This is a genomic window from Bacillus sp. MM2020_4, assembly GCF_011250555.1.
Classification (GTDB): Bacteria; Bacillota; Bacilli; order Bacillales; family Cytobacillaceae; genus Neobacillus.
The window spans coordinates 64144-87078 of sequence record NZ_JAANMZ010000004.1; the positions used below are offsets into that span (position 1 = coordinate 64144).

The 22935-nt window shown below is 41.9% G+C and carries 24 protein-coding genes and 2 riboswitches; of the genes, 4 read left to right on the plus strand and 20 right to left on the minus strand.

What is annotated here, in order from left to right:
- Window positions 1-120: 120 nt before the first annotated feature.
- The 10 genes from sufB to G6554_RS05230 all read right to left on the minus strand — a co-directional run bounded on the left by sufB (window position 121) and on the right by G6554_RS05230 (window position 10699).
- Window positions 121-1518, minus strand: a complete 1398-nt coding sequence (sufB, locus tag G6554_RS05185; RefSeq protein WP_166239457.1) for a Fe-S cluster assembly protein SufB — start codon at window positions 1516-1518, stop codon at window positions 121-123.
- 51 nt (window positions 1519-1569) lie between these two features.
- Window positions 1570-2007, minus strand: a complete 438-nt coding sequence (gene sufU, locus G6554_RS05190; RefSeq protein WP_166239459.1) for a Fe-S cluster assembly sulfur transfer protein SufU — start codon at window positions 2005-2007, stop codon at window positions 1570-1572.
- The gene (locus tag G6554_RS05195; RefSeq protein ID WP_166239461.1) at window positions 1997-3226 is read right to left on the minus strand and encodes a cysteine desulfurase; all 1230 of its coding nucleotides are present in this window, start codon (window positions 3224-3226) and stop codon (window positions 1997-1999) included. The genes sufU and G6554_RS05195 overlap by 11 nt, the downstream gene beginning before the upstream one ends.
- On the minus strand, window positions 3226-4536 hold the full coding sequence (gene sufD / locus G6554_RS05200) for a Fe-S cluster assembly protein SufD (protein WP_166239463.1): 1311 nt from the start codon (window positions 4534-4536) through the stop codon (window positions 3226-3228). The genes G6554_RS05195 and sufD overlap by 1 nt, the downstream gene beginning before the upstream one ends.
- 21 nt (window positions 4537-4557) lie before the next feature.
- A complete protein-coding gene (sufC, locus tag G6554_RS05205) occupies window positions 4558-5343 on the minus strand; it encodes a Fe-S cluster assembly ATPase SufC (protein WP_166239465.1) in 786 nt (261 codons plus the stop codon).
- A 392-nt stretch (window positions 5344-5735) separates the two neighbouring features.
- Entirely contained in the window at window positions 5736-6575 is an 840-nt protein-coding gene (locus G6554_RS05210; protein ID WP_166239467.1) for a MetQ/NlpA family ABC transporter substrate-binding protein, read from the minus strand.
- A 14-nt stretch (window positions 6576-6589) separates the two neighbouring features.
- The gene (locus G6554_RS05215; RefSeq protein ID WP_166239469.1) at window positions 6590-7258 is read right to left on the minus strand and encodes a methionine ABC transporter permease; all 669 of its coding nucleotides are present in this window, start codon (window positions 7256-7258) and stop codon (window positions 6590-6592) included.
- Window positions 7251-8276: an ATP-binding cassette domain-containing protein gene (locus G6554_RS05220; protein WP_166239471.1), complete on the minus strand. Its 1026-nt coding sequence runs from the start codon at window positions 8274-8276 to the stop codon at window positions 7251-7253. Before G6554_RS05220 ends, G6554_RS05215 begins: the two co-directional genes overlap by 8 nt.
- A gap of 195 nt (window positions 8277-8471) precedes the next feature.
- Window positions 8472-8581, minus strand: a riboswitch (SAM riboswitch).
- Window positions 8582-8772: 191 nt separating this feature from the next.
- Complete coding sequence (locus tag G6554_RS05225; protein WP_166239473.1) at window positions 8773-10089, minus strand: O-acetylhomoserine aminocarboxypropyltransferase/cysteine synthase family protein; 1317 nt, start codon at window positions 10087-10089, stop codon at window positions 8773-8775.
- A 64-nt stretch (window positions 10090-10153) separates the two neighbouring features.
- Window positions 10154-10256, minus strand: a riboswitch (SAM riboswitch).
- 80 nt (window positions 10257-10336) lie between these two features.
- Window positions 10337-10699, minus strand: coding sequence for an SCP2 sterol-binding domain-containing protein (locus G6554_RS05230; RefSeq protein WP_166239475.1), 363 nt, complete (start codon window positions 10697-10699; stop codon window positions 10337-10339).
- A 201-nt stretch (window positions 10700-10900) separates the two neighbouring features.
- Here G6554_RS05230 and G6554_RS05235 point away from each other — a divergent pair, with 201 nt between their 5' ends.
- The gene (locus G6554_RS05235; protein ID WP_166239477.1) at window positions 10901-11809 is read left to right on the plus strand and encodes a nuclease-related domain-containing protein; all 909 of its coding nucleotides are present in this window, start codon (window positions 10901-10903) and stop codon (window positions 11807-11809) included.
- A 679-nt stretch (window positions 11810-12488) separates the two neighbouring features.
- Here the strand turns inward: G6554_RS05235 and G6554_RS05240 are convergent.
- The 7 genes from G6554_RS05240 to G6554_RS05270 all read right to left on the minus strand — a co-directional run bounded on the left by G6554_RS05240 (window position 12489) and on the right by G6554_RS05270 (window position 20052).
- Complete coding sequence (locus G6554_RS05240) at window positions 12489-12797, minus strand: thioredoxin family protein (RefSeq protein ID WP_166239479.1); 309 nt, start codon at window positions 12795-12797, stop codon at window positions 12489-12491.
- Window positions 12798-12803: 6 nt separating this feature from the next.
- Window positions 12804-13160, minus strand: a complete 357-nt coding sequence (locus G6554_RS05245) for a toprim domain-containing protein (RefSeq protein WP_007088111.1) — start codon at window positions 13158-13160, stop codon at window positions 12804-12806.
- A gap of 247 nt (window positions 13161-13407) precedes the next feature.
- Window positions 13408-13791 (minus strand): glycine cleavage system protein GcvH, encoded by a 384-nt coding sequence (gcvH, locus tag G6554_RS05250; RefSeq protein ID WP_166239699.1) that lies wholly within the window; start codon window positions 13789-13791, stop codon window positions 13408-13410.
- Window positions 13792-13862: 71 nt separating this feature from the next.
- A complete protein-coding gene (locus G6554_RS05255) occupies window positions 13863-14219 on the minus strand; it encodes a Spx/MgsR family RNA polymerase-binding regulatory protein (RefSeq protein ID WP_166239481.1) in 357 nt (118 codons plus the stop codon).
- A gap of 380 nt (window positions 14220-14599) precedes the next feature.
- Complete coding sequence (locus G6554_RS05260) at window positions 14600-16381, minus strand: acyl-CoA dehydrogenase family protein (RefSeq protein ID WP_166239483.1); 1782 nt, start codon at window positions 16379-16381, stop codon at window positions 14600-14602.
- A gap of 60 nt (window positions 16382-16441) precedes the next feature.
- Window positions 16442-17617 carry an acetyl-CoA C-acetyltransferase gene (locus G6554_RS05265; RefSeq protein WP_166239485.1) on the minus strand — a complete coding sequence of 392 codons (1176 nt, stop codon included), beginning with the start codon at window positions 17615-17617 and terminating at the stop codon, window positions 16442-16444.
- 47 nt (window positions 17618-17664) lie between these two features.
- Window positions 17665-20052 (minus strand): 3-hydroxyacyl-CoA dehydrogenase/enoyl-CoA hydratase family protein, encoded by a 2388-nt coding sequence (locus tag G6554_RS05270; RefSeq protein WP_166239487.1) that lies wholly within the window; start codon window positions 20050-20052, stop codon window positions 17665-17667.
- A gap of 208 nt (window positions 20053-20260) precedes the next feature.
- Here G6554_RS05270 and G6554_RS05275 point away from each other — a divergent pair, with 208 nt between their 5' ends.
- From G6554_RS05275 to G6554_RS05285, 3 genes are read left to right on the plus strand one after another with little or no spacing between them, the layout of a single operon-like run.
- Window positions 20261-20392, plus strand: coding sequence for a YuzL family protein (locus G6554_RS05275; RefSeq protein WP_166239489.1), 132 nt, complete (start codon window positions 20261-20263; stop codon window positions 20390-20392).
- 18 nt (window positions 20393-20410) lie between these two features.
- Complete coding sequence (locus G6554_RS05280; RefSeq protein WP_166239491.1) at window positions 20411-20704, plus strand: hypothetical protein; 294 nt, start codon at window positions 20411-20413, stop codon at window positions 20702-20704.
- An 18-nt stretch (window positions 20705-20722) separates the two neighbouring features.
- The gene (locus tag G6554_RS05285; protein WP_166239701.1) at window positions 20723-21061 is read left to right on the plus strand and encodes a spore coat protein; all 339 of its coding nucleotides are present in this window, start codon (window positions 20723-20725) and stop codon (window positions 21059-21061) included.
- A 36-nt stretch (window positions 21062-21097) separates the two neighbouring features.
- Here G6554_RS05285 and G6554_RS05290 read toward each other — a convergent pair whose 3' ends face one another.
- From G6554_RS05290 to G6554_RS05300, 3 genes are read right to left on the minus strand one after another with little or no spacing between them, the layout of a single operon-like run.
- Window positions 21098-21349 carry a DUF2573 family protein gene (locus G6554_RS05290; protein WP_166239703.1) on the minus strand — a complete coding sequence of 84 codons (252 nt, stop codon included), beginning with the start codon at window positions 21347-21349 and terminating at the stop codon, window positions 21098-21100.
- Entirely contained in the window at window positions 21309-22106 is a 798-nt protein-coding gene (gene fhuF / locus G6554_RS05295) for a siderophore-iron reductase FhuF (RefSeq protein WP_166239493.1), read from the minus strand. The genes G6554_RS05290 and fhuF overlap by 41 nt, the downstream gene beginning before the upstream one ends.
- Complete coding sequence (locus G6554_RS05300) at window positions 22099-22917, minus strand: ABC transporter ATP-binding protein (RefSeq protein WP_166239705.1); 819 nt, start codon at window positions 22915-22917, stop codon at window positions 22099-22101. The genes fhuF and G6554_RS05300 overlap by 8 nt, the downstream gene beginning before the upstream one ends.
- Window positions 22918-22935 lie beyond the last annotated feature (18 nt).

Sequence of the window (22935 nt, forward strand, 5' to 3'; positions counted from 1 at the left end):
TAATAATAGCAGTAAATTACCCTTATACGCTAGTAAACGAATGCTATCCGACAGTAACCCGCAACCAGACGCAAAAACCCGCCTGCCAACGCAGCAAGCGGGTAAATTTTTCAAAAAATATTAACCGATGGAGCCTTCCATCTCAAACTTGATAAGTCGATTCATCTCAACGGCGTATTCCATTGGTAATTCTTTTGTAAATGGCTCGATGAAGCCCATAACAATCATCTCAGTTGCTTCCTGCTCAGAGATGCCGCGGCTCATCAAGTAGAAGAGCTGCTCTTCGGAAACTTTCGAAACCTTCGCTTCATGCTCAAGAGAAATATTGTTATTTAATACTTCGTTGTATGGAATGGTATCTGATGTAGATAGATTATCCATAATCAACGTATCACACTCGATGTTAGAACGGGCACCATCGGCTTTGCGTCCAAAATGGACCAATCCGCGATAGTTTGTTTGTCCGCCATGCTTGGAAATAGACTTAGAAACAATGGTCGAAGATGTATTTGGCGCTAAGTGAATCATCTTAGAACCAGTATCTTGGACTTGGCCTTTGCCGGCAATCGCAATCGATAATGTCATGCCGCGGGCACCTTCACCCTTCAGAATAACCGCCGGATATTTCATGGTTAACTTGGAACCGATATTACCGTCGACCCATTCCATTGTCGCATTTGCTTCGCAGACAGTCCGCTTCGTTACAAGGTTATAAACATTGTTTGCCCAGTTTTGAATCGTTGTATAACGGCAGTAGCCGCCTTTTTTAACGATAATTTCAACAACGGCGCTGTGAAGAGAGTTTGTTGTATAAACAGGTGCTGTACAGCCCTCTACATAGTGTACACTTGCCCCTTCATCCACGATGATCAATGTTCTTTCAAATTGTCCCATATTTTCGGAGTTAATCCGGAAATAGGCTTGTAACGGTGTATCCACCTTAATACCTGGTGGCACATAAATGAACGAGCCGCCTGACCAAACCGCAGAGTTTAATGCTGCGAATTTATTATCCGTTGGAGGAATCACCTTTGCCCAGTGCTCGCGGAAAATATCTTCGTTTTCCCTTAAAGCTGAGTCGGTATCCTTAAAGACTATCCCTAATTCTTCAAGATCTTCCTTCATATTATGGTAAACAACCTCTGATTCATATTGAGCAGAAACCCCAGAAAGATACTTTTGCTCTGCTTCAGGAATTCCAAGTTTATCAAAGGTAGCTTTAATTTCTTCCGGTACTTGATCCCATGATTTCTCGGATTTCTCAGAAGGTTTAACATAATAGGTTATTTCATCAAAATTTAATGAGTTTAAATCCCCGCCCCATTGCGGCATTGGCTTGCTGTAAAAAATTTCAAGTGATTTCAAGCGGAAATCCAGCATCCACTGTGGTTCTTTTTTCATTTTAGAAATTTCTTCGACAATCTCACGTGTTAAACCACGTTTCGATCGGAATATGGAAACGTCTTTATCGGCAAAACCATATTTATAATCACCGATCTCAGGCATTTTTTTTGCCATCGTCGTTTTCCTCCTTCATAAACGAAAAGGGGTACAACTCCCCTTCTTGTTTTATTGTTGTTCCTCTTCCTTCAATCCTTTTTCCATCGCTTTCCATGCTAATGTTGCGCATTTAATGCGGGCTGGAAATTTCGCAACACCTTGAAGTGCTTCGATATCACCTAAGTCAATGGAATCATCAGGCTCTTTTCCTAGCATCATGTCTGAAAAAACATGTGCTAAATTGATCGCATCATCGACTTTTTTTCCTTTAATTGCTTGCGTCATCATTGAAGCGGATGACATCGAAATCGAACAGCCTTCACCCTCAAATCTGGCATCTTCCACGATTCCATCGACCACTTTAAAGGTTAATTGAATTCGGTCGCCACAGGTTGGGTTATTCATATTAATGGTATGGCTGCCATCTTCCAAAATCCCGCGATTGCGCGGTTTTTTATAATGATCCATAATCACTCTACGGTAAAGTGCATCTAAATTAGAAGACATCGCTGAAATACTCCTTTGTTTTGACAAGCCCTTCAACGAGTTTATCAATATCCTCTTCTGTATTGTATAAATAGAAACTTGCACGCGCTGTGGCGGAGGCTTTCAACCATCTCATCAGCGGCTGGGCACAATGGTGTCCGGCACGGACTGCAATTCCTTCTGCATCTAAAACAGTTGCCACATCGTGCGGATGAACCTCATTAATATTAAAAGTAATAAGTCCTGCACGCTTAGCCGCATCAAGCGGTCCATAAATGGTCATGCCTTCTACAGCTGCCATTTTTTCTAAAGCGTAAGCCGCGAGCTTATGTTCATGCTCGGCAATATTGTCTAGACCGACTTCATTTAAAAAGTCGATTGCTGCACCTAAACCAACAGCCCCAGCAATAATCGGTGTACCGCCTTCGAACTTCCACGGCAGCTCTTTCCAGGTTGATTCGTACAACTCAACGAAATCAATCATTTCGCCGCCGAATTCAATCGGCTCCATTTTTTCAAGTAGATGTTTTTTTCCATAAAGCACACCAATACCGGTCGGTCCGCACATTTTGTGGCCGGAAAAAGCAAGGAAATCACAATCCAAATCTTGCACATCTATTTTCATATGCGGTGCACTTTGGGCACCATCAACCACCATAACTGCACCGTTTTCATGGGCAATTTGGGCAATTTCTTTGACAGGATTAATCACACCCAGCACATTTGACACCTGCATCACTGATACAATCTTTGTATTCTCAGTGATCGTTGCACGGACATCATCAAGTGATAATGTGCCGTCCTCTTGCAGCGGAATATATTTCAACTGGGCACCAGTCCGTTTGGCGACTTGCTGCCACGGAATGATATTACTATGATGCTCCATATAGGTAATAACAATTTCATCGCCTGCTTTTACATTTGCGGCCGCATAGCTTGCTGCAACTGTATTAAGCGATGTTGTTGTTCCTCTTGTAAAAATAACTTCCTGTGTTGATTTGGCATTAATAAACTTACGAACCTTTTCCCGTGCCCCTTCGTATGCATCTGTAGCTCTTGTTCCTAATGTATGCACACCACGATGGACATTGGAATTGATTTCACGATAATATTTATCAACTGCCTCGATAACTTGAAGCGGCTTCTGCGATGTTGCCGAACTGTCTAAGTACACAAGGGGATTGCCATTCACTTCTTGGTCAAGGATAGGAAACTGTTTGCGAATATCCTGGATATTCATTAGCGTACTTTCCTTTCAATTACTTCAGTCAGCTGTTTCTTTACTCCTTCAATTGGAAGTTGTGTCACAACTGGTGCAAGGAATCCATGAATCACTAAGCGTTCCGCTTCTGTTTTCGTAATCCCTCGGCTCATGAGGTAATACAATTGAACTGGATCAACACGGCCTACGGAGGCAGCGTGACCCGCCATTACATCATCTTCATCAATTAACAAAATTGGATTCGCATCGCCGCGTGCTTTTTCACTCAAGATTAGAATGCGTGAGGTTTGTTCTGCATCGGATTTAGATGCGCCATGCTCAATCTTTCCAATTCCGTTAAAGATAGAGGTGGCACTTTCCTTCACAACACCATGATTTAAAATATTTCCATTCGTATGCTTTCCAAAATGAACCACTTTAGTGGTAAAGTTTTGTATCTGCTCACCGCGTCCGACAACTACTGTTTTCGTATCTCCAGTGGAGCCATCGCCAAGAAGATTGGTTGTGTTTTCCGAGATCGTATTACCCTCGTTCATTAAGCCGAGTGCCCATTCAATTTGGGAATCTCTGCCGGCAACGCCACGGCGATTGACATAAGTAGTAATTCCCTTAGCCAATGTATCTACTGCACCATATCGAACTTTTGCATTCACATTCGCGATGACTTCAGTCAAAATATTCGCTAATGTATTAGATGTTTCCATTGTGGAAAAATAGTTTTCAACGTATGTTACTGAACTATTATCTTCTGCCACCACAATCACATGGTTAAACAGATTTGCTTCCGCATCATCATGGACAAAAACAGCTTGGATAGGTTCCGTAATTTCCACATTTTTAGGAACATATAAGAACACCCCGCCATTTACAAGTGCTGCATGAAGTGCTGTCAAACGATGTTCATCGACATTAATAGCCTGCGTCATATAGTACTTTTTCAACAAATCTCCATGCTCTCTTGCTGCCGTGAAGATATCCGTAAAAATAACACCTTTGCTTTTTAAGTCTTCAGACAAAGTTAAAAAAGCCGGAGTTTGATTTCGTTGAATGTATAAATTCATCTTTTCAGCATCCAGATCAACTAACGACTTTACTTCTTCCGGAAGCTCCGCAAGTGATGCATAGACATCACTTTTTACCGTATGCTGATTGAACCCAGTAAAATTCCATTTATCTATCTTCGTTTTATCAGGTCTAGGCATTGGCAATTGTTCGAAATCAGCTAATGCCTTTAGACGAAACTCTTCAAACCACACAGGCTCGTTCATTTCTTTTGAAAAAGAACTGATTGACCCGTTGTCAAATGGTAATTTTGTTTCTGTTGTCATTTTAATCCTCCTAACACTCTCTTACGCTTCTTGCCCAACTGTTTCATCTTCAATTCCGAGTTCTTGCTTGATCCAGTCATATCCTTCTGCTTCTAAGCGTTGTGCCAGTTCTGGTCCGCCTGATTTCACGATACGGCCTTGCATCATAACGTGCACATGGTCAGGAGTGATATAGTCTAATAGACGTTGATAGTGAGTGATCACTAAGCAGCCGAACTCTTCGCCGCGCATTTCATTAATACCCTTTGAAACAACTTTTAGGGCATCGATATCGAGTCCTGAGTCGATTTCATCAAGAATTGCAATCTTAGGCTGCAGCATCATTAATTGCAAAATTTCGTTACGCTTTTTCTCTCCGCCTGAGAAGCCTTCGTTTAAATAGCGTTGTGCCATATCGAGGTCCATTTCAAGGAATTCCATTTGCTTATCCATTTGACGGATAAATTTCATAAGGGAAATCTCATTGCCTTCGCCACGGCGGCTATTAAGTGCTGAACGTAAAAAGTCTGCATTTGTTACACCATTAATCTCACTTGGATATTGCATGGCTAGGAATAAACCTGCACGAGCGCGCTCGTCTACTTCCATTTCAAGAACATTTTGTCCGTCTAATGTAATGTTACCGCTCGTTACTTCATATTTTGGGTGACCCATGATGGCCGATGATAACGTGGATTTACCAGTACCGTTTGGTCCCATGATGGCATGGATTTCTCCACCCTTTATTTCAAGGTTTACCCCTTTTAAAATTTCTTTCCCATCAATTTCTACATGTAAATCTTTGATCGCTAAAGTTGATCCAGCCATATCTATACCTCCGAAAAGAAAGTTTTGTATCTTATAGACCCATGGGGACTATGTTCTATTCTCATTTTATTCTCATTCCAATCTTATAACAAATGAAATGTATTAGCAACTCCTAAACAGTAAAAACTAGGGAGCCATTTTCATTAAGCCAATCCTAAATGAGAATGGGAGTATTCCTTTAAAAAAGATTCAGACAACAGTTCTTTTATGTAAAATGCACCCGTTTAAAATCATACCTCATTTTTTAGGCTTTTCCAACTGAATTCAAGTGTAAAATCCTTTCTATTTTTACCCAACCCACTGGATTCATGTATGCGGTTACCCTGCTCGCGTAGAAACAGCAAAAGCCAGTGAAGGGTTCACTGGCTTTTGCCTTTCTACCTATTTATATATTATTCAGAAACGGGTACAACGGCACCTTCGTATTTTTCAAGAATGAAATCTTGAATTTCCTTTGAATGAAGGACTTCAACAAGTGTTTTAATGGCTGGCTTGCTTTCGTCACCTTTACGAACAGCAATCACGTTTACATACGGTGATTCTTTATCTTCAATGGCAATGGAATCCTTCACAGGGTTTAAGCCGCCGTCGATCGCATAGTTTGAGTTGATTAACACGGCATCTCCTTCGCCATTGTTAAAAATTTGCGGTAATAACTTCGCTTCATAGTTAGCATCGAATTTAAGCATCTTAGGGTTTTCGACAACATCTTTAATTTCGGCTTTTGTTTTATCGATTCCGTCTTTTAATTTGATTAAGCCTTCTTTTTCAAGTAATGAAAGGAGACGGCCATGGTCAGCGACAGAGTTACTCATGATTAAGTGTGCACCTTCTGGAAGATCGCTAAGCTTTTTGTATTTTTTTGAATAAATTCCGATTGGTTCGATGTGAATTCCGCCAGCATTAACAAAGCCATAGCCAAATTCTTTGTTTTGGGACTCTAAGTATGGAATGTGTTGGAAATAGTTAGCGTCTAATTCTTTTGACTTTAACGCTTTGTTAGGTAAGACATAGTCTGTAAATGTTTTAATTTCAAGATCAATGCCTTTTTCTTTTAAAAGTGGTTTTGCTTTTTCAAGGATTTCTGCATGCGGAACCGTAGATGCTCCGACAACTAATTTGCTTGTTTCAGATTTATCGCTAGTACCTTCAGACTTTTCCTCTGATTTCCCACATGCTGCTACAACAAATACAATCGATAAGGCTAAAAGTAAACTAAGTATTTTCTTCATTTTGACCTCTCCTTTTATCGTTTATCTAATTTTGAAGTGATAAAATCACCAATAAATTGAACTATAAACACAATGATTAATATGATGACGGTTGCGACAAACGTGACATCGTTTTGACCCCGTTGAAAACCATAATTATAGGCAAGATTCCCTAAACCACCGGCACCAATCGCACCTGCCATCGCCGTGTAACCGATAAGGGCAATCGCGGTAACTGTAATCCCGGATATAAGCGCCGGCATCGATTCTGGCAGCAAAACCTTCCAAATAATTGTTCCCGTTGTGGCACCCATTGACTTAGCGGCTTCAATGACCCCTTTATCAATTTCTCTAAGGCCAATTTCCACCATCCTCGCATAAAACGGGGCAGCTCCGATAATCAGTGCCGGCAATGCAGCGTCTTCGCCAATCATGGTTCCTACCAAGAATGTGGTAAAAGGGATTAATAATACAATTAAGATAATAAACGGGACTGAGCGAAAAATATTTACAATTCCACTGATTACGGCGTTAATCGGTTTATTTTCCCACATGTTTCCTTTTGTGGTTAAAAATAAGATCAAGCCAAGTAGGGTGCCTAAAATAAAGGTTGCTAGAACCGATATTCCCGTCATGTAAAGAGTATTTTTTGTTTCCTGCCACATGATCAGCCAATCCACATTCGGAAAATATTCTTTAATCATTTGTGACCACCTCCACTCCTACCTGTTGTGAACGAATAAAGTCGATTGCTTTGTGAACTTCATCATCGTCCCCATCGATATGAATGAAAAGTGTTCCGTATGAACCACTTTGTGTTTGCGAAATTTTCCCCTGCAAAATATTCACGACTACGTTATGATGGCGGATTAAATTCGTCATCAGCGGCTGCTCTGCAGATTCGCCAATAAACGTCAGTTGAACAATCCTTCCTGAACGATATTGGTCAAGTAAATGATCTGCTGTTTCCTTTGTTTCTTCAGGCTCTGAAACCTGCTGCACGAATCGTTTCGTAATCGGCTGCTGCGGGTTTTTAAATACATCGAGCACCGTACCAAGCTCCACGACACGACCGCTCTCCATCACCGCAACCCGGTGACAAATTTTCCGAATAACATGCATTTCATGTGTAATCAAAACAATCGTTAACCCAAGCCGCTTGTTGATATCTACTAACAATTCTAATATCGAATCGGTCGTTTGCGGATCCAGTGCCGAAGTCGCTTCGTCACAAAGGAGTACTTTTGGGTTATTGGCGAGTGCTCTGGCAATCCCAACTCGCTGCTTTTGTCCACCGCTCAGCTGTGAGGGGTACGCATTTTCGCGTCCTTCCAAGCCAACTAACTTTACTAACTCTTCGACTCTCTTCTTTCTTTGCGTTCCTTTAACACCCGCAATTTCAAGTGGAAAAGCAATATTTTCGCTAACTGTCCTTGACCACAGCAAGTTAAAATGCTGAAAAATCATACTGATTTCCTGACGTGCTTTTCGAAGTTCAGCGCCCTTGATTTTTGAAATGACCCGTCCGGCAACCGTGACACTTCCATCGGTTGGCAGCTCCAGCCCATTCAACATCCGGATCAGGGTACTTTTTCCGGCACCACTATAACCAATTACACCGAAGATCTCTCCATTTTTAATCTCAAGGTTTACATCATCTACAGCTTTCAGTTCACCTTGCTTCGAAGGATAAATCTTGCGGACACTTTTTATTGAAATCACCTAAAATCACCTACTTCTTATCCTGATTATCCGTTACTTGAATATAGGGTTTGACTGTTTCAGAGAAAATATTTCAGAAAAATAAAAGCGGAAAGCGCCTGAAGTTAGACAATTCTAAAAGTTGAAAATCTCTTTCCTTTTCCAAAATAAAATGCCTCTCTGCACAGGCAGAAAGGCATCACGAACTAGACCTTTCTCCCATCTTCCAAAGCCTACGCTTTGTGTGAATTGGCACCATTTCAATAAAAAATATTGACGGTTGCCGGGCTTCATCGGGCACATCCCTCCACCTCTCTTGATAAGAGCTAACAGCATTCTATATTCAATTAACACGTTAAATTATTTAAGTAAATTATTTTACAAAAGCTATCGTATCACGGATAAAAAATAGTGTCAATAAAAAGATTCTTCATTTTCGGAAAATTGAGTGGAAAAACGCTAGTCGCTGAAGCCGGTCCATTCTCTCAAAGTCGAACGTTTTTTTTTTCCTTATTACTTAGGCATTCGCCTTAACTGATGCCAAGCCTGTTGCTGCTTCAATTGCTGCTTCGAGATCCTCAATTAAATCCTCCACATTCTCAATACCAATGGAAAGTCGGATTAAATCCTCCGATACACCTGCCGATTTCAGTCCTTCAGCATCTAATTGCTGGTGTGTCGTACTTGCCGGGTGAATAATTAAGCTTTTTGCATCACCCACATTGGCCACATGCGCCCAAAGTGACAGAGAATCAATCAATTTAGCTCCTGCTTCTTTGCCTCCCTTAATGCCAAAGACAACCATTGACCCTGCACCTTTTGGTAAATACTTTTTCGCTAGCTTCTGATCTGGGTGCGATGGATGCCCCGGATAGGATACCCATGCAACGGCAGGGTGATCTTCTAAATATTCAACTACTTGCTTCGTATTAGCCACATGCTCCTTCATCCGGACATGGAGCGTTTCGAGCCCAAGCGTAAATTGGAAGGCATTAAGCGGACTTAGGGCAGGACCGAGGTCGCGCAATAATTGCACGCGGGCTTTAATAATGTAAGCTATAGCACCGAGTGCTTCGGCATAAACAAGGTCATGGTAGCTTGAGTCAGGTGTCGTGAAGCCCGGGAATTTCGGTGAATTCCAATCAAATTTGCCGCCATCAACAATGATTCCGCCAGTTGTTGTCCCATTACCTAGCAGCCATTTTGTCGCCGAGTGAATGACAATATCAGCACCGAATTCAATTGGACGGCAGAGATACGGTGTCGCAAATGTATTGTCAATAATTAATGGCACTCCTGCCTCATGTGCAATGTCGGCCACTTTTTCAATATCGAGGAGGCGTAAGCTTGGATTACCAATCGTTTCTGCAAAAACGGCTTTTGTTTTTTCCGTAATTGCTGCACGGAAATTTTCCGGATCATCCGGGTTAACAAATTTCACGTTTATTCCATATTTAGGGAGGGTAACAGCAAATAGATTATATGTTCCGCCATAAAGGTTTGATGCAGAAACTATCTCATCCCCTGCCTGTGCAAGGTTTAGAATTGCGAGTGTGATCGCTGCCATGCCGCTGGCAACCGCAAGGGCGCCGACTCCGCCTTCTAATAATGCCACTCTTTCTTCAAAAACCGTTGTTGTCGGATTATGAATTCGGGTATATATGTAACCTGGCTCCGCTAAACTAAATAGATTTGCTGCGTGCTCGGTATTTTTAAATTGGTAGGCATTGTTTTGATAAATGGGAACAGCACGCGCACCTGTTACCGGATCCGGAGCTAACCCTCCATGTACACTTAATGTTTCAAAACGATATTTCTTTTGATTTTCTGCCATTCTCGCTTCCTCCTTTATTGTAAAAAAACTAAAACCCCACTTCATGAGAAGAGGGGTCACTCTCTTCTCATCTCCCAGAGCGCCATTGCTCTGCTGGATTTAGCACCGTGTTCCATACCGGTTGCCGGGCTTCAAAGGGCCAGTCCCTCCGCCACTCTTGATAAGAATGCCTTATTAAGTTATCTTAATTGATTGAATATTTAAGTAATACATTACAGCAAGTTCAATTCCGAGTCAATAACTTTGTTTAAATTATTTTTGCAAGTGGATGTTCCTGTGCTTTTGTTAAAAAGAAGATCGATTCTAGTAATAGTATGGTTCTTAATGGTGCTGAAACTTTTAGCCGCCCCTGCTGTTCAAGAACACGCAGCCTTTCCGTTCCATTGAGCAGCTGCTTCATTGCAGCAGGGGAGCCAGTGATCTCGTATTTCGACGGTTGTACTTCTGAATTTTGCAGGCTTATGATGGTGCTGTTTTTGATTATTAATTGGATGATCTGTTCCCCACATCTTAGGTTAATTTGTACGTCCGCTTGATGAATGAGGGGAAGGACATGGGCTTGGTCCTGGATTTTTACTAAAAAGGTGTTTAGCACTTCGATCATTTTCACCACTCCGGTCTCCTTGCTTATAAAGTACTAATTCAGCAAGCAGGTACGGAATCCTTTTATTATCACTCGACAATTTCCTGAGAAATATGTCGGATTTACATGAGAAGGCCCTTTTTTTGGAAAGTGTTAAAAAGTATTCAAATCTTCATCTTCCTTCGCTAAGTTATTTTTATAAAATGAAAGTTAGAAAGGACGTGGAATATGTGTTATAAACCTCGAGCGAAACCAATGAAAGCAATTATTCTAGAATTCCTAAATGGTAGAATGTTTTTGGCTGAAAAGGACAAACAGCGCCTGCATTATCTCGTCAAAGGCTATGAGGGTGAAGTGATGTTTGACGCATTGACAGAGAAGCTTCACTGTCAAAGGTATACGCTAAATGACTTATTGCTTGATTCTAGCGGCAGTACCTTTCAAATTGATTCATTGATGGTAACTCAAGAGCCTTTATACCTTTTCGAAGTGAAAAATTTTGAAGGAGATTATTTTTATGAAAATGGCAGGTTCCATCTAGTTTACAAGGATAAGGAGATTAAGAATCCATTGCAACAACTAGAACGAAGCGAATCCTTACTCCGGCAATTTCTTCAGAATTTGGGTTATAAACTCCCAATTGAGGCGTACGTTGTCTTTATCAACCCCGAGTTTCACCTATATCAAGCCCCTCAAAACTTACCTATTATTTATCCAAATCAACTCAATCGTTTTATGAATAAAGTGAATAAAAGGCCATCTACTTCAAATGGCTTCCATAAAAAGCTTGCAGACCAATTAGTTTCTATGCATCAAGTTAAGTCCCCCTATGATAAGTTACCCCCATATGACTATGCAGGTCTGAAAAAGGGTAATTTGTGTGCTGCTTGCCACTCCCTTAAAACTTCTGTTGTTGAACGTAAACTTTTTTGTGATGTATGCGGTCACATAGAATTGCTTGATCATGCTGTTTTGCGAGGTGTGGAGGAGTTAAGACTACTTTTTCCTGGGATGAAGATCACCACTGTTGTCGTTTATGATTGGTGTGGTATGGCAGTGTCGATGAAGACCATTAGGAGGGTTTTGATGCAGAACCTTAGAATTAGTGGAAAAACAAAGGGATCCTTTTTTATGTAATTTTGTTGATTTGCATTTTCCGGGGTATAAATCACCTTTTTATAGCGACAGTGGCTTCTTTTTCCGGCTACTAGGCACAATTATTTTTTTTGTGACCGCGGCGGTCTTTTTTTCCGGCTTCCGGTCACAATTATTTTTCGTGACCGCGGCAGCCCTTTTTTCTGGCTATCGGTCACAATTTTCCTTTTTTGTGACCGTGGCGGCTCTTCTTTTCAGCTACCGGTCACAATTATTTTTTTGTGACCGCGGCGGCCCTTTTTTCTGGCTATCGGTCACAATTTTCCTTTTTTGTGACCGCGGCGGCTCTTTTTTCTGGCTATCGGTCACAATTTTCCTTTTTTGTGACCGCGGCGGCCCTTTTTTTCGGCCTCAGGTCACAATTATTTTTTTGTGACCGCGGCGGCTCTTTTTTCCGGCTATCGGTCACAATTTATCTTTTTTATGACCGCGGCGGTTCTTTTTTCCGGCTACCGGTCACAATTTTCCTTTTTTGTGACCGTGGCGCACTTTTTTCCGGCCTCCGGTCACAATTATTTTTTTGTGCCCGCAGCGGCTCTTTTTTCCAGCTATCGGTCACAATTTATCTTTTTTATGACCGTGGCGGCTCTTTTTTCCGGCTACCGGTCACAATTACTACCACGAATCCTCACACCAAAAAGCAGATGCTACCCGCATCTGCTTAAGTTAAATATTCTTTTATTTTTTCCAGCAAATAGGGCACGGAATGAAATGCGTAAAGGGTCTCTTTCACTTGGCCGCCTCGTACAATTAATAAGCACGGCACACTTTCTACCGCAAATTCTGCCGCTAGATCAGGATAAAAATTCAAGTTCATTTTTCCCATTTTAACCTTTACGAGCTCCTCAACCACAGCTAGCATCTTTGACGCTACCTGACAGGTGCCGCATAGAGGGGTATAAAAATATAGTATCCCGCTTTCCTCATTGCCAAGGAAAGCAGTCAAATCATTTCGATTCCATTCGTTCATAACTATTTAACCCATTTCTAAAAACTCAGTATGCACATCGATATTCGCTCCTAGGAGAACGGTTGCCAAGTGGTGTACTGGCGCGGTCGCTACCTCGCGATACATGCGATCAATATATAAATGTTCAGCCTGTGGAAACTCCCTTTTAAAGCGTTTGCGAAGCTTCTCACCGGCAGCATCAGCATCAACAAGAATATAGACATCCTTGTCCTCGAGAAAATCAATCAATTCATCCAATTTGGTGTGACTGATGGTCCCGTTTGTACAAATGATTTCAACCGGTTCCTTAACAATATTCTTTACCTTATTTTTATCCGATTTCCCTTCGACAATTAGAACTTTGTCAACATACGAATCATTCATATCCACATCACCTGTATTAGAAAGTTGTTTATGTTAACATATTCTAAAATATTGATTCCGTGTGCATCTTTAACTATAGCATTATTGTTATGATAAGAGTAGGGTTTTGCATACTCATGAGGTTTACCTGCCCTTAGATTCAATCCGTCACACGTTCATTTTATTATAGGCTTCCCGATTTTAGTAGAAGAAAAAGTGGGAATTTAAGAGAAAAAGCACCCAACAAGGTGCTTTTTCAACTGTATGATTAGTCTTCTTTTGTCATTGCTTCATATTGTTCTGCAGTCATTAGCTTGTCTAACTCACTTGAATCAGAAAGCTCCACAACAACCATCCATGCTTTTTCGTATGGAGATTCATTGACAAATTCGGGGCTGTCGCTTAGATCTTCGTTTACTTCAACAACTTTGCCGGTGACTGGTGCGTAAAGCTCAGAAACAGTTTTAACGGATTCAACGCTACCAAATGGTTCGTCGGCAGTTACTTCGTCGCCTACTTCTGGAAGCTCAACGAAAACGATGTCGCCTAATTCATGCTGAGCAAAGTCAGTAATTCCAACACGGACTCTTTCCCCTTCAACCTTTACCCACTCATGTTCTTCGGAATAACGCAATTCTTTTGGTGTACTCATTAGCTCAAATCCCTCCATTATTTTTTCTAAAATCTATCATCGAAATAAATCGATTTCCCATTAATCATAACTTAAAGCCACTTCTTCTCATACTCTTCTTCTTTAAAGCCAACTGTGACACGTTCACCATCTGTTACTATCGGTCTTTTGAGTAACATTCCGTCAGATGCAAGCAAATCAAGCAGTTCGTCCTCGGAGGCAGATTTCATTTTATCCTTGATCCCTAATTCCCGATATTTCAAACCACTCGTGTTAAAAAATTTCTTTAATTCTAAGCCGCTTTTTTGATAAAACGCCTGCAACTCGTCACGGGTTGGGGGCTGTTCCACAATATGTATTTCTTCATAGGAAATCTGGTGTGCATCAAGCCATTTCTTTGCGTTTCGGCATGTGCCGCATTTGGGATACCAGTAAAAAGTCAGAGACACTTGTTTCACCGCCTTTTACTAAAATGTGATCGCGTCAATAGAATAGTACCATAACGTTTTTTAAAATCCTAACAAGTGGCCTTAAAAGTTCTCCCTAACAAAAATTCGACTAATTTCGTAAAAACCCTTCCCTATTCGAAAATTATTTTTATAAGAAAAGCGCACGCGCCCTGTTCAGCGGCGTATGGCCTGGAGCGCTCCAACTGAGATAAAGGAAACACGGAGAGCGGAGCGATCCGATGTTGACTTATCGTAGGGCGGAGCACGAAGGACACTAGCCGCTAGGGCGCTGGAGCTGGACAATTCTCAAAGTCGAATGATATAAATTCCAATATTCAAAAAGAAAAACTCCCTTCAAGAAAGAAGGGAGCCTTGATCAATTAAACAATATAACGTTCAGCTTCGATTAATACATCTGCTGCTTCACGTTTTTTCGCAATCACGTTGATTGGGGTATGACGTGTAAATTTGCGAAGGGAAGACAACATCATGCGAAGTGTGTCTCCATGTTCAACCGCTACTAAAGTTTCTTTCGCAGTAGCTTCGATTTCATTGAATGCTTCTTGACAGAAAATCTGTGTATAAAGAAGTTTTTGCTTGTTCTTTTCTAATCCGTCTTTGGCGATGGCCTTTTCTGTACGTAAAACGACAGATTCCATTGCGTAAACAGCCGAGACAATGTCAGCAATATTCGCTAGCACTTCTTGCTCTCTTTCGAGGGCCTTGCCAAATTTCTGTGCCGCTAAACCAGCAGATAGTAACGCAATCTTTTTCGCATTTTTTACAAGGTATTTTTCTTGTGCAAGTGGCTCATCACCTGGCTCCTCCGGCATGAGCATCATAAGTTCCTCTTGAAGCGCCATAGCTTTTTGGAATAGTGGAAGCTCACCCTTCATTGCTTTTTTCACAAGAGTTCCTGGAACAAGAAGGCGGTTAATTTCGTTTGTACCTTCAAAAATTCGGTTAATACGGGCGTCACGATATGCTCTTTCAATTGGATATTCTTGCATGAAGCCATAGCCGCCATGAATTTGGACACCTTCGTCTACAACGTATGATAATACTTCACTTGCGAAGAATTTGTTAACTGAGCACTCAATGGCATATTCTGCAATCGAATCTGCCACCTTCTTTAAGTCCTTTGCTTCTTCCGTAGAAAGCTGGCCTTGGTTGTCTTCATATAAACCAATTGTGCGATAGACTGAGCTTTCAGCGGCATAGATTTTAGATCCCATTGTTCCAAACTTTTCTTTTGTCAAATTAAACTGGGAGATTGGTGTTTTGAATTGCTTGCGGCCGTTTGCATATTTTACCGTCATATCAAATGCCTTTTTAGAGCCGCCGACACCGCCAACTGCTAATTTGTAACGTCCAATATTTAAGATGTTAAAGGCAATGACGTGACCTTTGCCATATTCACCTAATAGGTTTTCAACAGGGACAGCAACGTCTTCTAAAATAAGTGTACGAGTGGATGAACTCTTGATTCCCATTTTCTTCTCTTCTGCTCCAGTAGATACACCCGGATACTCTCTTTCCACGATAAATGCGGAGAAATGTTCGCCATCAATCTTTGCATAGACAACAAAGACATCAGCAAAACCAGCATTTGTAATCCATTGCTTTTCACCATTTAGAACATAGTGAGTACCTGCCGCATTTAATTTTGCCGTTGTTCTGGCACCTAGGGCATCTGAACCGGATCCCGGCTCTGTTAAAGCATAGGCAGCAATCTTTTCACCTGATGCTAATGCAGGTAAATATTTTTTCTTTTGCTCATCGTTTCCGAATAAAACGATTGGCAGCGAGCCAATCCCTACGTGGGCGCCATAAGATAGAGAAAAGCCGCCAGCCCCAGACATTTTCTCTGTAATGACAGATGAGGTCACCTTATCTAATCCTAAGCCTTCAAACTCTTCCGGAACGTCAACAGCTAAAAGACCAAGCTCACCCATTTTCTTTAACAGCTTTACCGTACGATCAAATTCATGGTTTTCCAAGTGTTCTATTTGTGGAGCCACTTCTTTTTCAATAAAGTCGGCTGCTGTTTGCGCAATCATTAAGTGCTCTTCAGAGAAATCCTCTGGTGTAAAAATATCTTCAAATGACAAATCTTCAATTAAAAAGCTTCCGCCTTTTACGAATTTTTTAGTTTCAGTCATGAAAAATTCCTCCTAATCCTTTTTTCATGGGGCTAGAGGTGAAAGCCCCATGGTTGTAATTTAAAGTAATTCGAATACCCCGGCAGCCCCCATACCGCCGCCGATACACATGGTAACAACACCAAATTGCTGATTTCTACGTTTCAATTCATGGATCAAGCTTAACGTCAGCTTTGCACCCGTACAGCCTAGCGGGTGACCAAGCGCGATTGCTCCACCATTAACGTTAACGATTTCTTCGCTAAGTCCTAGTTCACGAATAACTTGCAGTGATTGCGAGGCAAATGCTTCATTCAATTCAAACAAATTAATATCGGATAACTCTAAACCAGCTAGTTTAACGGCTTTTGGAATGGCGACAACAGGGCCGACACCCATAATTTCCGGTGGAACGCCGCCAACAGCAAATGATCTGAATTTGGCTAATGGCTTTAAGCCAAGTGATTCTGCTTTTTCACGATCCATTACCATCACTGCTGCAGCTCCGTCACTTGTTTGCGAAGCATTTCCAGCTGTTACCGACCCCGTTACGGAGAAGGCTGGACGTAGTTTTCCGAGTGTCTGCAGGTTTGTACCTGGACGAACTCCTTCATCCTGTGAAAATTGAATCGTTTTTTCAACAAGTTTATTATCATTTCCAACCGTGCGAATCGTTACATCAACCGGCACGATTTCATCCACGAATTTACCTTCTGCAATTGCTTGAGCAGCACGCTGGTGACTTCTTACTGCGAACGCATCCTGATCTTCACGGGAAATTCCATATTTCTGTGCAACTTGCTCCGCTGTATGGCCCATTCCCATATAATATTGCGGTGCTGTTTCGGCAAGTTTAATATTCGGACGAACCACATGCCCCATCATCGGGATCATGCTCATCGATTCCGCGCCGCCGGCAATCGCTGTATCTGTGTGACCCAGCATAATTCCTTGCGCCGCATAGGCAATGGCCTGTAAGCCTGACGAACAGAAACGATTAATGGTGATAGCAGGGACAGTATATGGCAGTCCTGCCAGGGCACCGATATTACGAGCCATGTTATTTCCTTGTTCTGCTTCCGGCATCGCACAGCCGATAATTAAATCATCTATATTTCCTTCATAGTTTCCCGCACGTTTTAATGTTTCTTTTACAACTAACGCTCCCAAGTCATCAGGGCGAACATGGGCAAGCGTTCCTTTCTTTGCCTTACCAACCGGGGTACGCGCTCCGGCAACGATTACCGCTTCTCTCATGCAAGTTCCCTCGCTTTCTCTCAAATTAGGGGGGCTGACCCCCTTGTTTAGTTTCTTAACGGTTTGCCCTTCACAAGCATGTGCTGCATGCGCTGCTGTGATTTTGGTTCTGCAATTAGGCTAAGGAAAGCTTCTCTTTCTAGATCTAATAGATATTGCTCATCCACTTCTGTTCCAAACGGTACTTTACCACCGGCGATGACATAGGCAATCTTCTTCGCAATCTTCATGTCATGTTCAGAAAGATAGCCGGATAAGCGCATTCCTTCCGCGCCCAGTAACAATGTCGCATAGCCCGTTTCTCCCACTACCGGAACCTTTTTTCGCACTTTTGGTTTATAGCCCTGTTTATGGAGGGCAAGTACGGCCTGTTTCGCATCATAGATCAGATGATCGCTATTGAAGCTGATACCATCCGAACCATCTAAGAAGTTATTTTCACGTGCTTCTTCAGCAGAAGTAGAAACCTTCGCCATCGCAATCGTTTCAAACACTTTATTGGCTACATTTTGTAGATCAAATGGAATGCCATTTGGCAGATTCTCTAAATGCTTCATGTAAAGCTCTTTATTACCGCCTCCGCCAGGCAGTAAGCCAACACCGACTTCGACAAGACCCATATACGTTTCAGCAGATGCTTGGATATGTGCTGTCGGCAGACAAACCTCTGCACCTCCGCCGAGTGTCATTCCAAATGGTGCCGCGACCACCGGCTTCGCGCTGTATTTCACTTTCAACAACGCACTATGAAGGTGGCGGACAATCATATCAAGTTCATAAATATTATCATCCTGCACTTCCATTAACATCATCGCCAGGTTCGCGCCAACACAGAAGTTCTTGCCCTGGTTGCCAATCACAAGACCTTTATAATTTTTCTCAACTTCATCCACCGCATAATTAATCATTTGCACGATATCGAGACCAATCGCATTGTTTGGTGAATGGAATTCTAAGAGGGCAACACCGTCGCCAAGGTCAATTAAACTTGCGCCGCTATTCTTTTTAATAACACCCTTTTGTTTTTTTAGTTTTTTAAGATCAATTGCTTTTGGATTATATTCCACTAGTCTATATTGACCGTTATCATAGTAGAACTGCTCACCGTTTTCTTCTAAGTAGAAAGAGGAATTTCCTTTTTCAAGCATTTCTGTCACCCATACTGGAACTTCTATACCTGCTTCTTGCATCTTTTTAACAGATTTTTCAACGCCAATTGCATCCCATGCTTCGAATGGACCCATTTCCCAGCCAAAGCCCCACTTCATCGCACGATCAATTGCTACGATATCATCGGCGATTTCACCTAACAGCTGTGCAGAGTAGACAAATGACGCTGTGAAGGTGTTCCATAAAAATTGCCCAGCTTTGTCATTCGCATATACAAGCGCTTTCAATTTATTCCCTGTGCCTTTTTCCTGCTTTGCTAACTCAACGGCAGGTGTAGACAGCTTTTTACGTGGGCCATATTCTAATGTATTTGGATCTAATTCCAGAATTTCTTTTCCTTTTTTCAAAAAGAATCCTTGTCCGGATTTGCTTCCAAGCCAGCCTTTTTCAACCATTGCTTTTAAGAAAGCGGGTACCTCAAATACTTCTTTCTCCTTGCCATCCACTTGGTCATACACATTTCCGGCAACATGATAGAAGGTATCTAAACCAACTACATCAAGGGTACGGAAGGTAGCACTTTTAGCGCGGCCAATTAATGGTCCCGTTATCGAGTCGACTTCGCCAACACTTAAACCGGCTTTCAGCATTTCTTGCACAGTGACAAGAAGACCGTATGTCCCAATCCGGTTAGCAATAAAGTTTGGTGTATCTTTCGCCACTACCACACCTTTTCCAAGTACATCCTCACCGAATGTCTTCATGAAGGCGAGAACTTCCGGGTCTGTGTATTGGGTTGGAATTACCTCTAATAATTTCAGGTAGCGCGGCGGGTTAAAGAAGTGGGTGCCAAGGAAATGCTTTTGGAAGTCGTCAGAACGGCCTTCTACCATTGCTTCTACCGATATTCCCGAAGTATTAGAGCTGATAATGCTGCCTGGCTTACGGTATTGGTCCACTTTTTCAAATACCTGTTTTTTAACGTTTAGGTTCTCGACAACGACCTCGATAACCCAGTCAACCTCTTTTAATTTAACTAAATCATCTTCTAAATTTCCTGCTTCGATGAGGGCTATGTTCTTTTTCGCCGCTAGTGGCGCCGGCTTTTGCTTCAATAATTTTTGAATGTTTCCTGCACTGATGCGATTACGTACTTGTTTGTCAGCTAATGTGAGCCCTTTTGCTTCCTCATCTTTGGTTAATTCTCGTGGCACAATATCCAGTAATAATGTTGGAATGCCGATATTTGCGAGGTGGGCAGCAATTCCTGAGCCCATTACTCCAGATCCTAGGACAGCTGCTTTTTTTATCAATTGGTTCAACATTGTCTCCCCCTTCAAACTTTGAATGAATACTCATTCATTTTTATGTCAAAAAAAATTCACTTATGAATGAGTTCTACTACTACTTACTATAAAATATTTCGAAAATTTGTGCAATCCATAAACGCGGAAAATTGAAATTTTTTTGAACTTTTCTTTTTAGCAAAATAAAAGTTCCTGATTGGGCATGCTATTTCGTGAGGTGATAACGATGGCGAAAATGAAAAAAGATCCTTCCAAAGCAGGCGTTAGTGCCGCTAGTGTGAAGGGAAATGCCGGGCCTGGCAACGAAGAGGCTCATTTAGATAAGAAAAACAGCCAAAATAATCAATATAAAAGATAGGAAATCGGAGGGATAACGATGCAGCAGCAAAATATGAGTATGCCAAACATGAATGCACAAAACCAACAAATGAAGATGCAGCAGCCCCCTGGGGTGGTTTCAACAAAAGATGCACTTTACTTAACCGACATGATGTCATGGAATTTACTATCTGCCAAAAAGGCACACTTCTTTGCCGGCCAATGTCAGGATCCTGAGGTAAAAGCAGCAGCGGCAAAATGCGGGCAAATGCATCAACGTCATTACCAGCAGCTCCTTCAACACATGGGTCAGCACGCTAGTCAGCAACAGCCGTTAAACAACATGCAATGAGAAATGGAGGTTTTTATGATGAATCAAAACCAGCAAAAAATTCAAAATCCAGAAACGCAAGTACCAAAGACACCGCAAATGAATGATCGTGATTTCATTAACGATTTATTGACAACAGAGAAATATATGACGACTTCCTATAGCATGGCAATGCATGAGGCGAGTCATCAAGGGCTATACCAGGATATCATGCAAATTTTCAACGAAACTGAGCAATGCCAGCGCGATCTTTATAATTTGATGTTCCAAAAAGGCTGGTATGCCATTGAAGCAGCTGACCAGCAGAAACTGCAACAATCGTATCAGCAATTCCAAGGGTATACCAATCAATTTCCTAATGGCGGGACGCTGCAATAAAATAAGAAACCGGAGGATTTAAAATCCTCCGGTTTCTTATTTTTCCGTCGATTTCCGATGTTCTTCATTCAATTGTTTAATTTCCTGAATCATTTGCTTCATTTCTTCCCGTGCATCAGGGTATAGTGAACTCCAATGGTTGATTAATGCCGGCATCGACTTGGCAATATGAGAGTACAGCGCCCAGGCCTTTACCTTTTCCTTTGTTTCAGCATCGGATTCTCCCACTAATAGTTCACTATATTTTTCAAGCAAAGCGTTGAACTGCTCCGCAAATACTTTCTCCATCATGACACCTTCCATCTTTCGCCAAATGAGTACATGGACATGTTTTGCAGCGTTTCCCTGCAGGTAGCTGATAGGTAAAACAGCAAGTCTTTCTAATTCTAATCTCTTCATCTCGCTCTTCTACATACGTCTTTTCAGTAAAGTATTTATGCAATGGGTTTAAATGGTAATCCCCAAACAGTTGTCCTTCTGCTTCTAGCAATAAATAGCGAAAATCATCTCTCACGTTAGCATTCTCGCTATCTTTCCATTCACTTTCATAAAGCCAGAATATGTATATAGCGATATTCTCCCACAGAATCAGTTTAGAAATTCTGACTGTTTTTTCCATCTGCGCAATAATGGGATAAATATTTTTCGCAAACAGATCCTTCAGAATACGATCGCGCCATTCTGAACGATTCTCACTTGCGTCCAATTCTTCCACAGCTGAATCCATCAAAGTTAAGGACGGGAGCCAATTTTCCCCTTGTATCGGTAGCTCCATCTCCACGTTTTCCAATGACACATTCAATTTTTTATTCCAGGCGGTCATCGCATAAAGCGCCATTACTGCTATGAAGGCATACCTTTTGATAAAAATCGATGCCGCTACTTTTTCATTCGGTGCCCCGAGCGTCTCTGCTAATTTTTTCAAATAGTCCTTGAGGAACGACTCATCCAGCAGTTTGGCGACGCTGACGGAATCATTTAAACTGGCCTGGAACCTGTATTTTTTTAACTGAATTCTTTCTTGATCTGTCATTGGGTTAGCCATTTATCGCTACCGCCTTATCAATAATACATCTGCCTTTACCGTAAGGGATGCACAATGGAGTCCCAAATAGCGGATCCATCGTTACCTCACAGTCCATGCCAAAGACATTTTTGACCAAGCCGCAGTTGATGACATGCTCGGGTTTCCCTTGTGCGTAAACCTTCTTGTCCTTAATGGCAACCACATTATGGGCATAGCGGCAGGCAAGGTTGAGGTCGTGAAGCACCATCACAACGGTTCTATTTTTCATTTCATTTAATTCAAACAGCAAATCAAGAATTTCAATTTGGTGGGTCATATCCAAATATGTCGTCGGTTCGTCCAAAAGGATAATATCCGTATCCTGTGCCAAAGTCATCGCAATCCATGCCCGCTGTCTCTGCCCTCCGGAAAGAGAATCAACTGTTCTCCCTTTTAACTCTTCCAAACGAGTGGCTTTAAGGGCATCATTGACCTTTTTTTCATCTTCCTCAGACCATTGTTTGAGCCAGGTTTGATGCGGGTAACGACCTTGTTTGACGAGTTGAAGAACGGTTAACCCCTCCGGAGCAGTCGGTGACTGCGGCAGTATAGCCATCTTTTTGGCAATTTCTTTTGTAGAAAGCTTAGCAATTGCCTTTCCCTCAAGGAGGACTCCCCCGGACTTCGGCTTTAGGAGACGGGCAATTGAACGAAGCAAAGTGGATTTCCCGCAGCCATTCCCGCCAATAAAAACGGTAATTTCACCCTTTGGAATTTTCAAATCCAGCTCATTAATAATGAGTGTCTCTCCGTAGGAGAGGGATAAATTTTTCGTTTCAATCGCATTCATCATCCTGCCAGCTCCTTT

Excerpts from the sequence above, each read along its gene's own strand:
- sufB (WP_166239457.1), bottom strand. The coding sequence starts at position 1,518 with ATGGCAAAAAAAATGCCTGAGATCGGTGATTATAAATATGGTTTTGCC.
- sufU (WP_166239459.1), bottom strand. The coding sequence starts at position 2,007 with ATGTCTTCTAATTTAGATGCACTTTACCGTAGAGTGATTATGGATCAT.
- G6554_RS05195 (WP_166239461.1), bottom strand. The coding sequence starts at position 3,226 with ATGAATATCCAGGATATTCGCAAACAGTTTCCTATCCTTGACCAAGAA.
- sufD (WP_166239463.1), bottom strand. The coding sequence starts at position 4,536 with ATGACAACAGAAACAAAATTACCATTTGACAACGGGTCAATCAGTTCT.
- sufC (WP_166239465.1), bottom strand. The coding sequence starts at position 5,343 with ATGGCTGGATCAACTTTAGCGATCAAAGATTTACATGTAGAAATTGAT.
- G6554_RS05210 (WP_166239467.1), bottom strand. The coding sequence starts at position 6,575 with ATGAAGAAAATACTTAGTTTACTTTTAGCCTTATCGATTGTATTTGTT.
- G6554_RS05215 (WP_166239469.1), bottom strand. The coding sequence starts at position 7,258 with ATGATTAAAGAATATTTTCCGAATGTGGATTGGCTGATCATGTGGCAG.
- G6554_RS05225 (WP_166239473.1), bottom strand. The coding sequence starts at position 10,089 with ATGGCAGAAAATCAAAAGAAATATCGTTTTGAAACATTAAGTGTACAT.
- G6554_RS05235 (WP_166239477.1), top strand. The coding sequence starts at position 10,901 with ATGTGTTATAAACCTCGAGCGAAACCAATGAAAGCAATTATTCTAGAA.
- G6554_RS05240 (WP_166239479.1), bottom strand. The coding sequence starts at position 12,797 with ATGAACGAATGGAATCGAAATGATTTGACTGCTTTCCTTGGCAATGAG.
- G6554_RS05245 (WP_007088111.1), bottom strand. The coding sequence starts at position 13,160 with ATGAATGATTCGTATGTTGACAAAGTTCTAATTGTCGAAGGGAAATCG.
- gcvH (WP_166239699.1), bottom strand. The coding sequence starts at position 13,791 with ATGAGTACACCAAAAGAATTGCGTTATTCCGAAGAACATGAGTGGGTA.
- G6554_RS05260 (WP_166239483.1), bottom strand. The coding sequence starts at position 16,381 with ATGACTGAAACTAAAAAATTCGTAAAAGGCGGAAGCTTTTTAATTGAA.
- G6554_RS05265 (WP_166239485.1), bottom strand. The coding sequence starts at position 17,617 with ATGAGAGAAGCGGTAATCGTTGCCGGAGCGCGTACCCCGGTTGGTAAG.
- G6554_RS05270 (WP_166239487.1), bottom strand. The coding sequence starts at position 20,052 with ATGTTGAACCAATTGATAAAAAAAGCAGCTGTCCTAGGATCTGGAGTA.
- G6554_RS05275 (WP_166239489.1), top strand. The coding sequence starts at position 20,261 with ATGGCGAAAATGAAAAAAGATCCTTCCAAAGCAGGCGTTAGTGCCGCT.
- G6554_RS05280 (WP_166239491.1), top strand. The coding sequence starts at position 20,411 with ATGCAGCAGCAAAATATGAGTATGCCAAACATGAATGCACAAAACCAA.
- G6554_RS05285 (WP_166239701.1), top strand. The coding sequence starts at position 20,723 with ATGAATCAAAACCAGCAAAAAATTCAAAATCCAGAAACGCAAGTACCA.
- G6554_RS05290 (WP_166239703.1), bottom strand. The coding sequence starts at position 21,349 with ATGGAGAAAGTATTTGCGGAGCAGTTCAACGCTTTGCTTGAAAAATAT.
- fhuF (WP_166239493.1), bottom strand. The coding sequence starts at position 22,106 with ATGGCTAACCCAATGACAGATCAAGAAAGAATTCAGTTAAAAAAATAC.
- G6554_RS05300 (WP_166239705.1), bottom strand. The coding sequence starts at position 22,917 with ATGAATGCGATTGAAACGAAAAATTTATCCCTCTCCTACGGAGAGACA.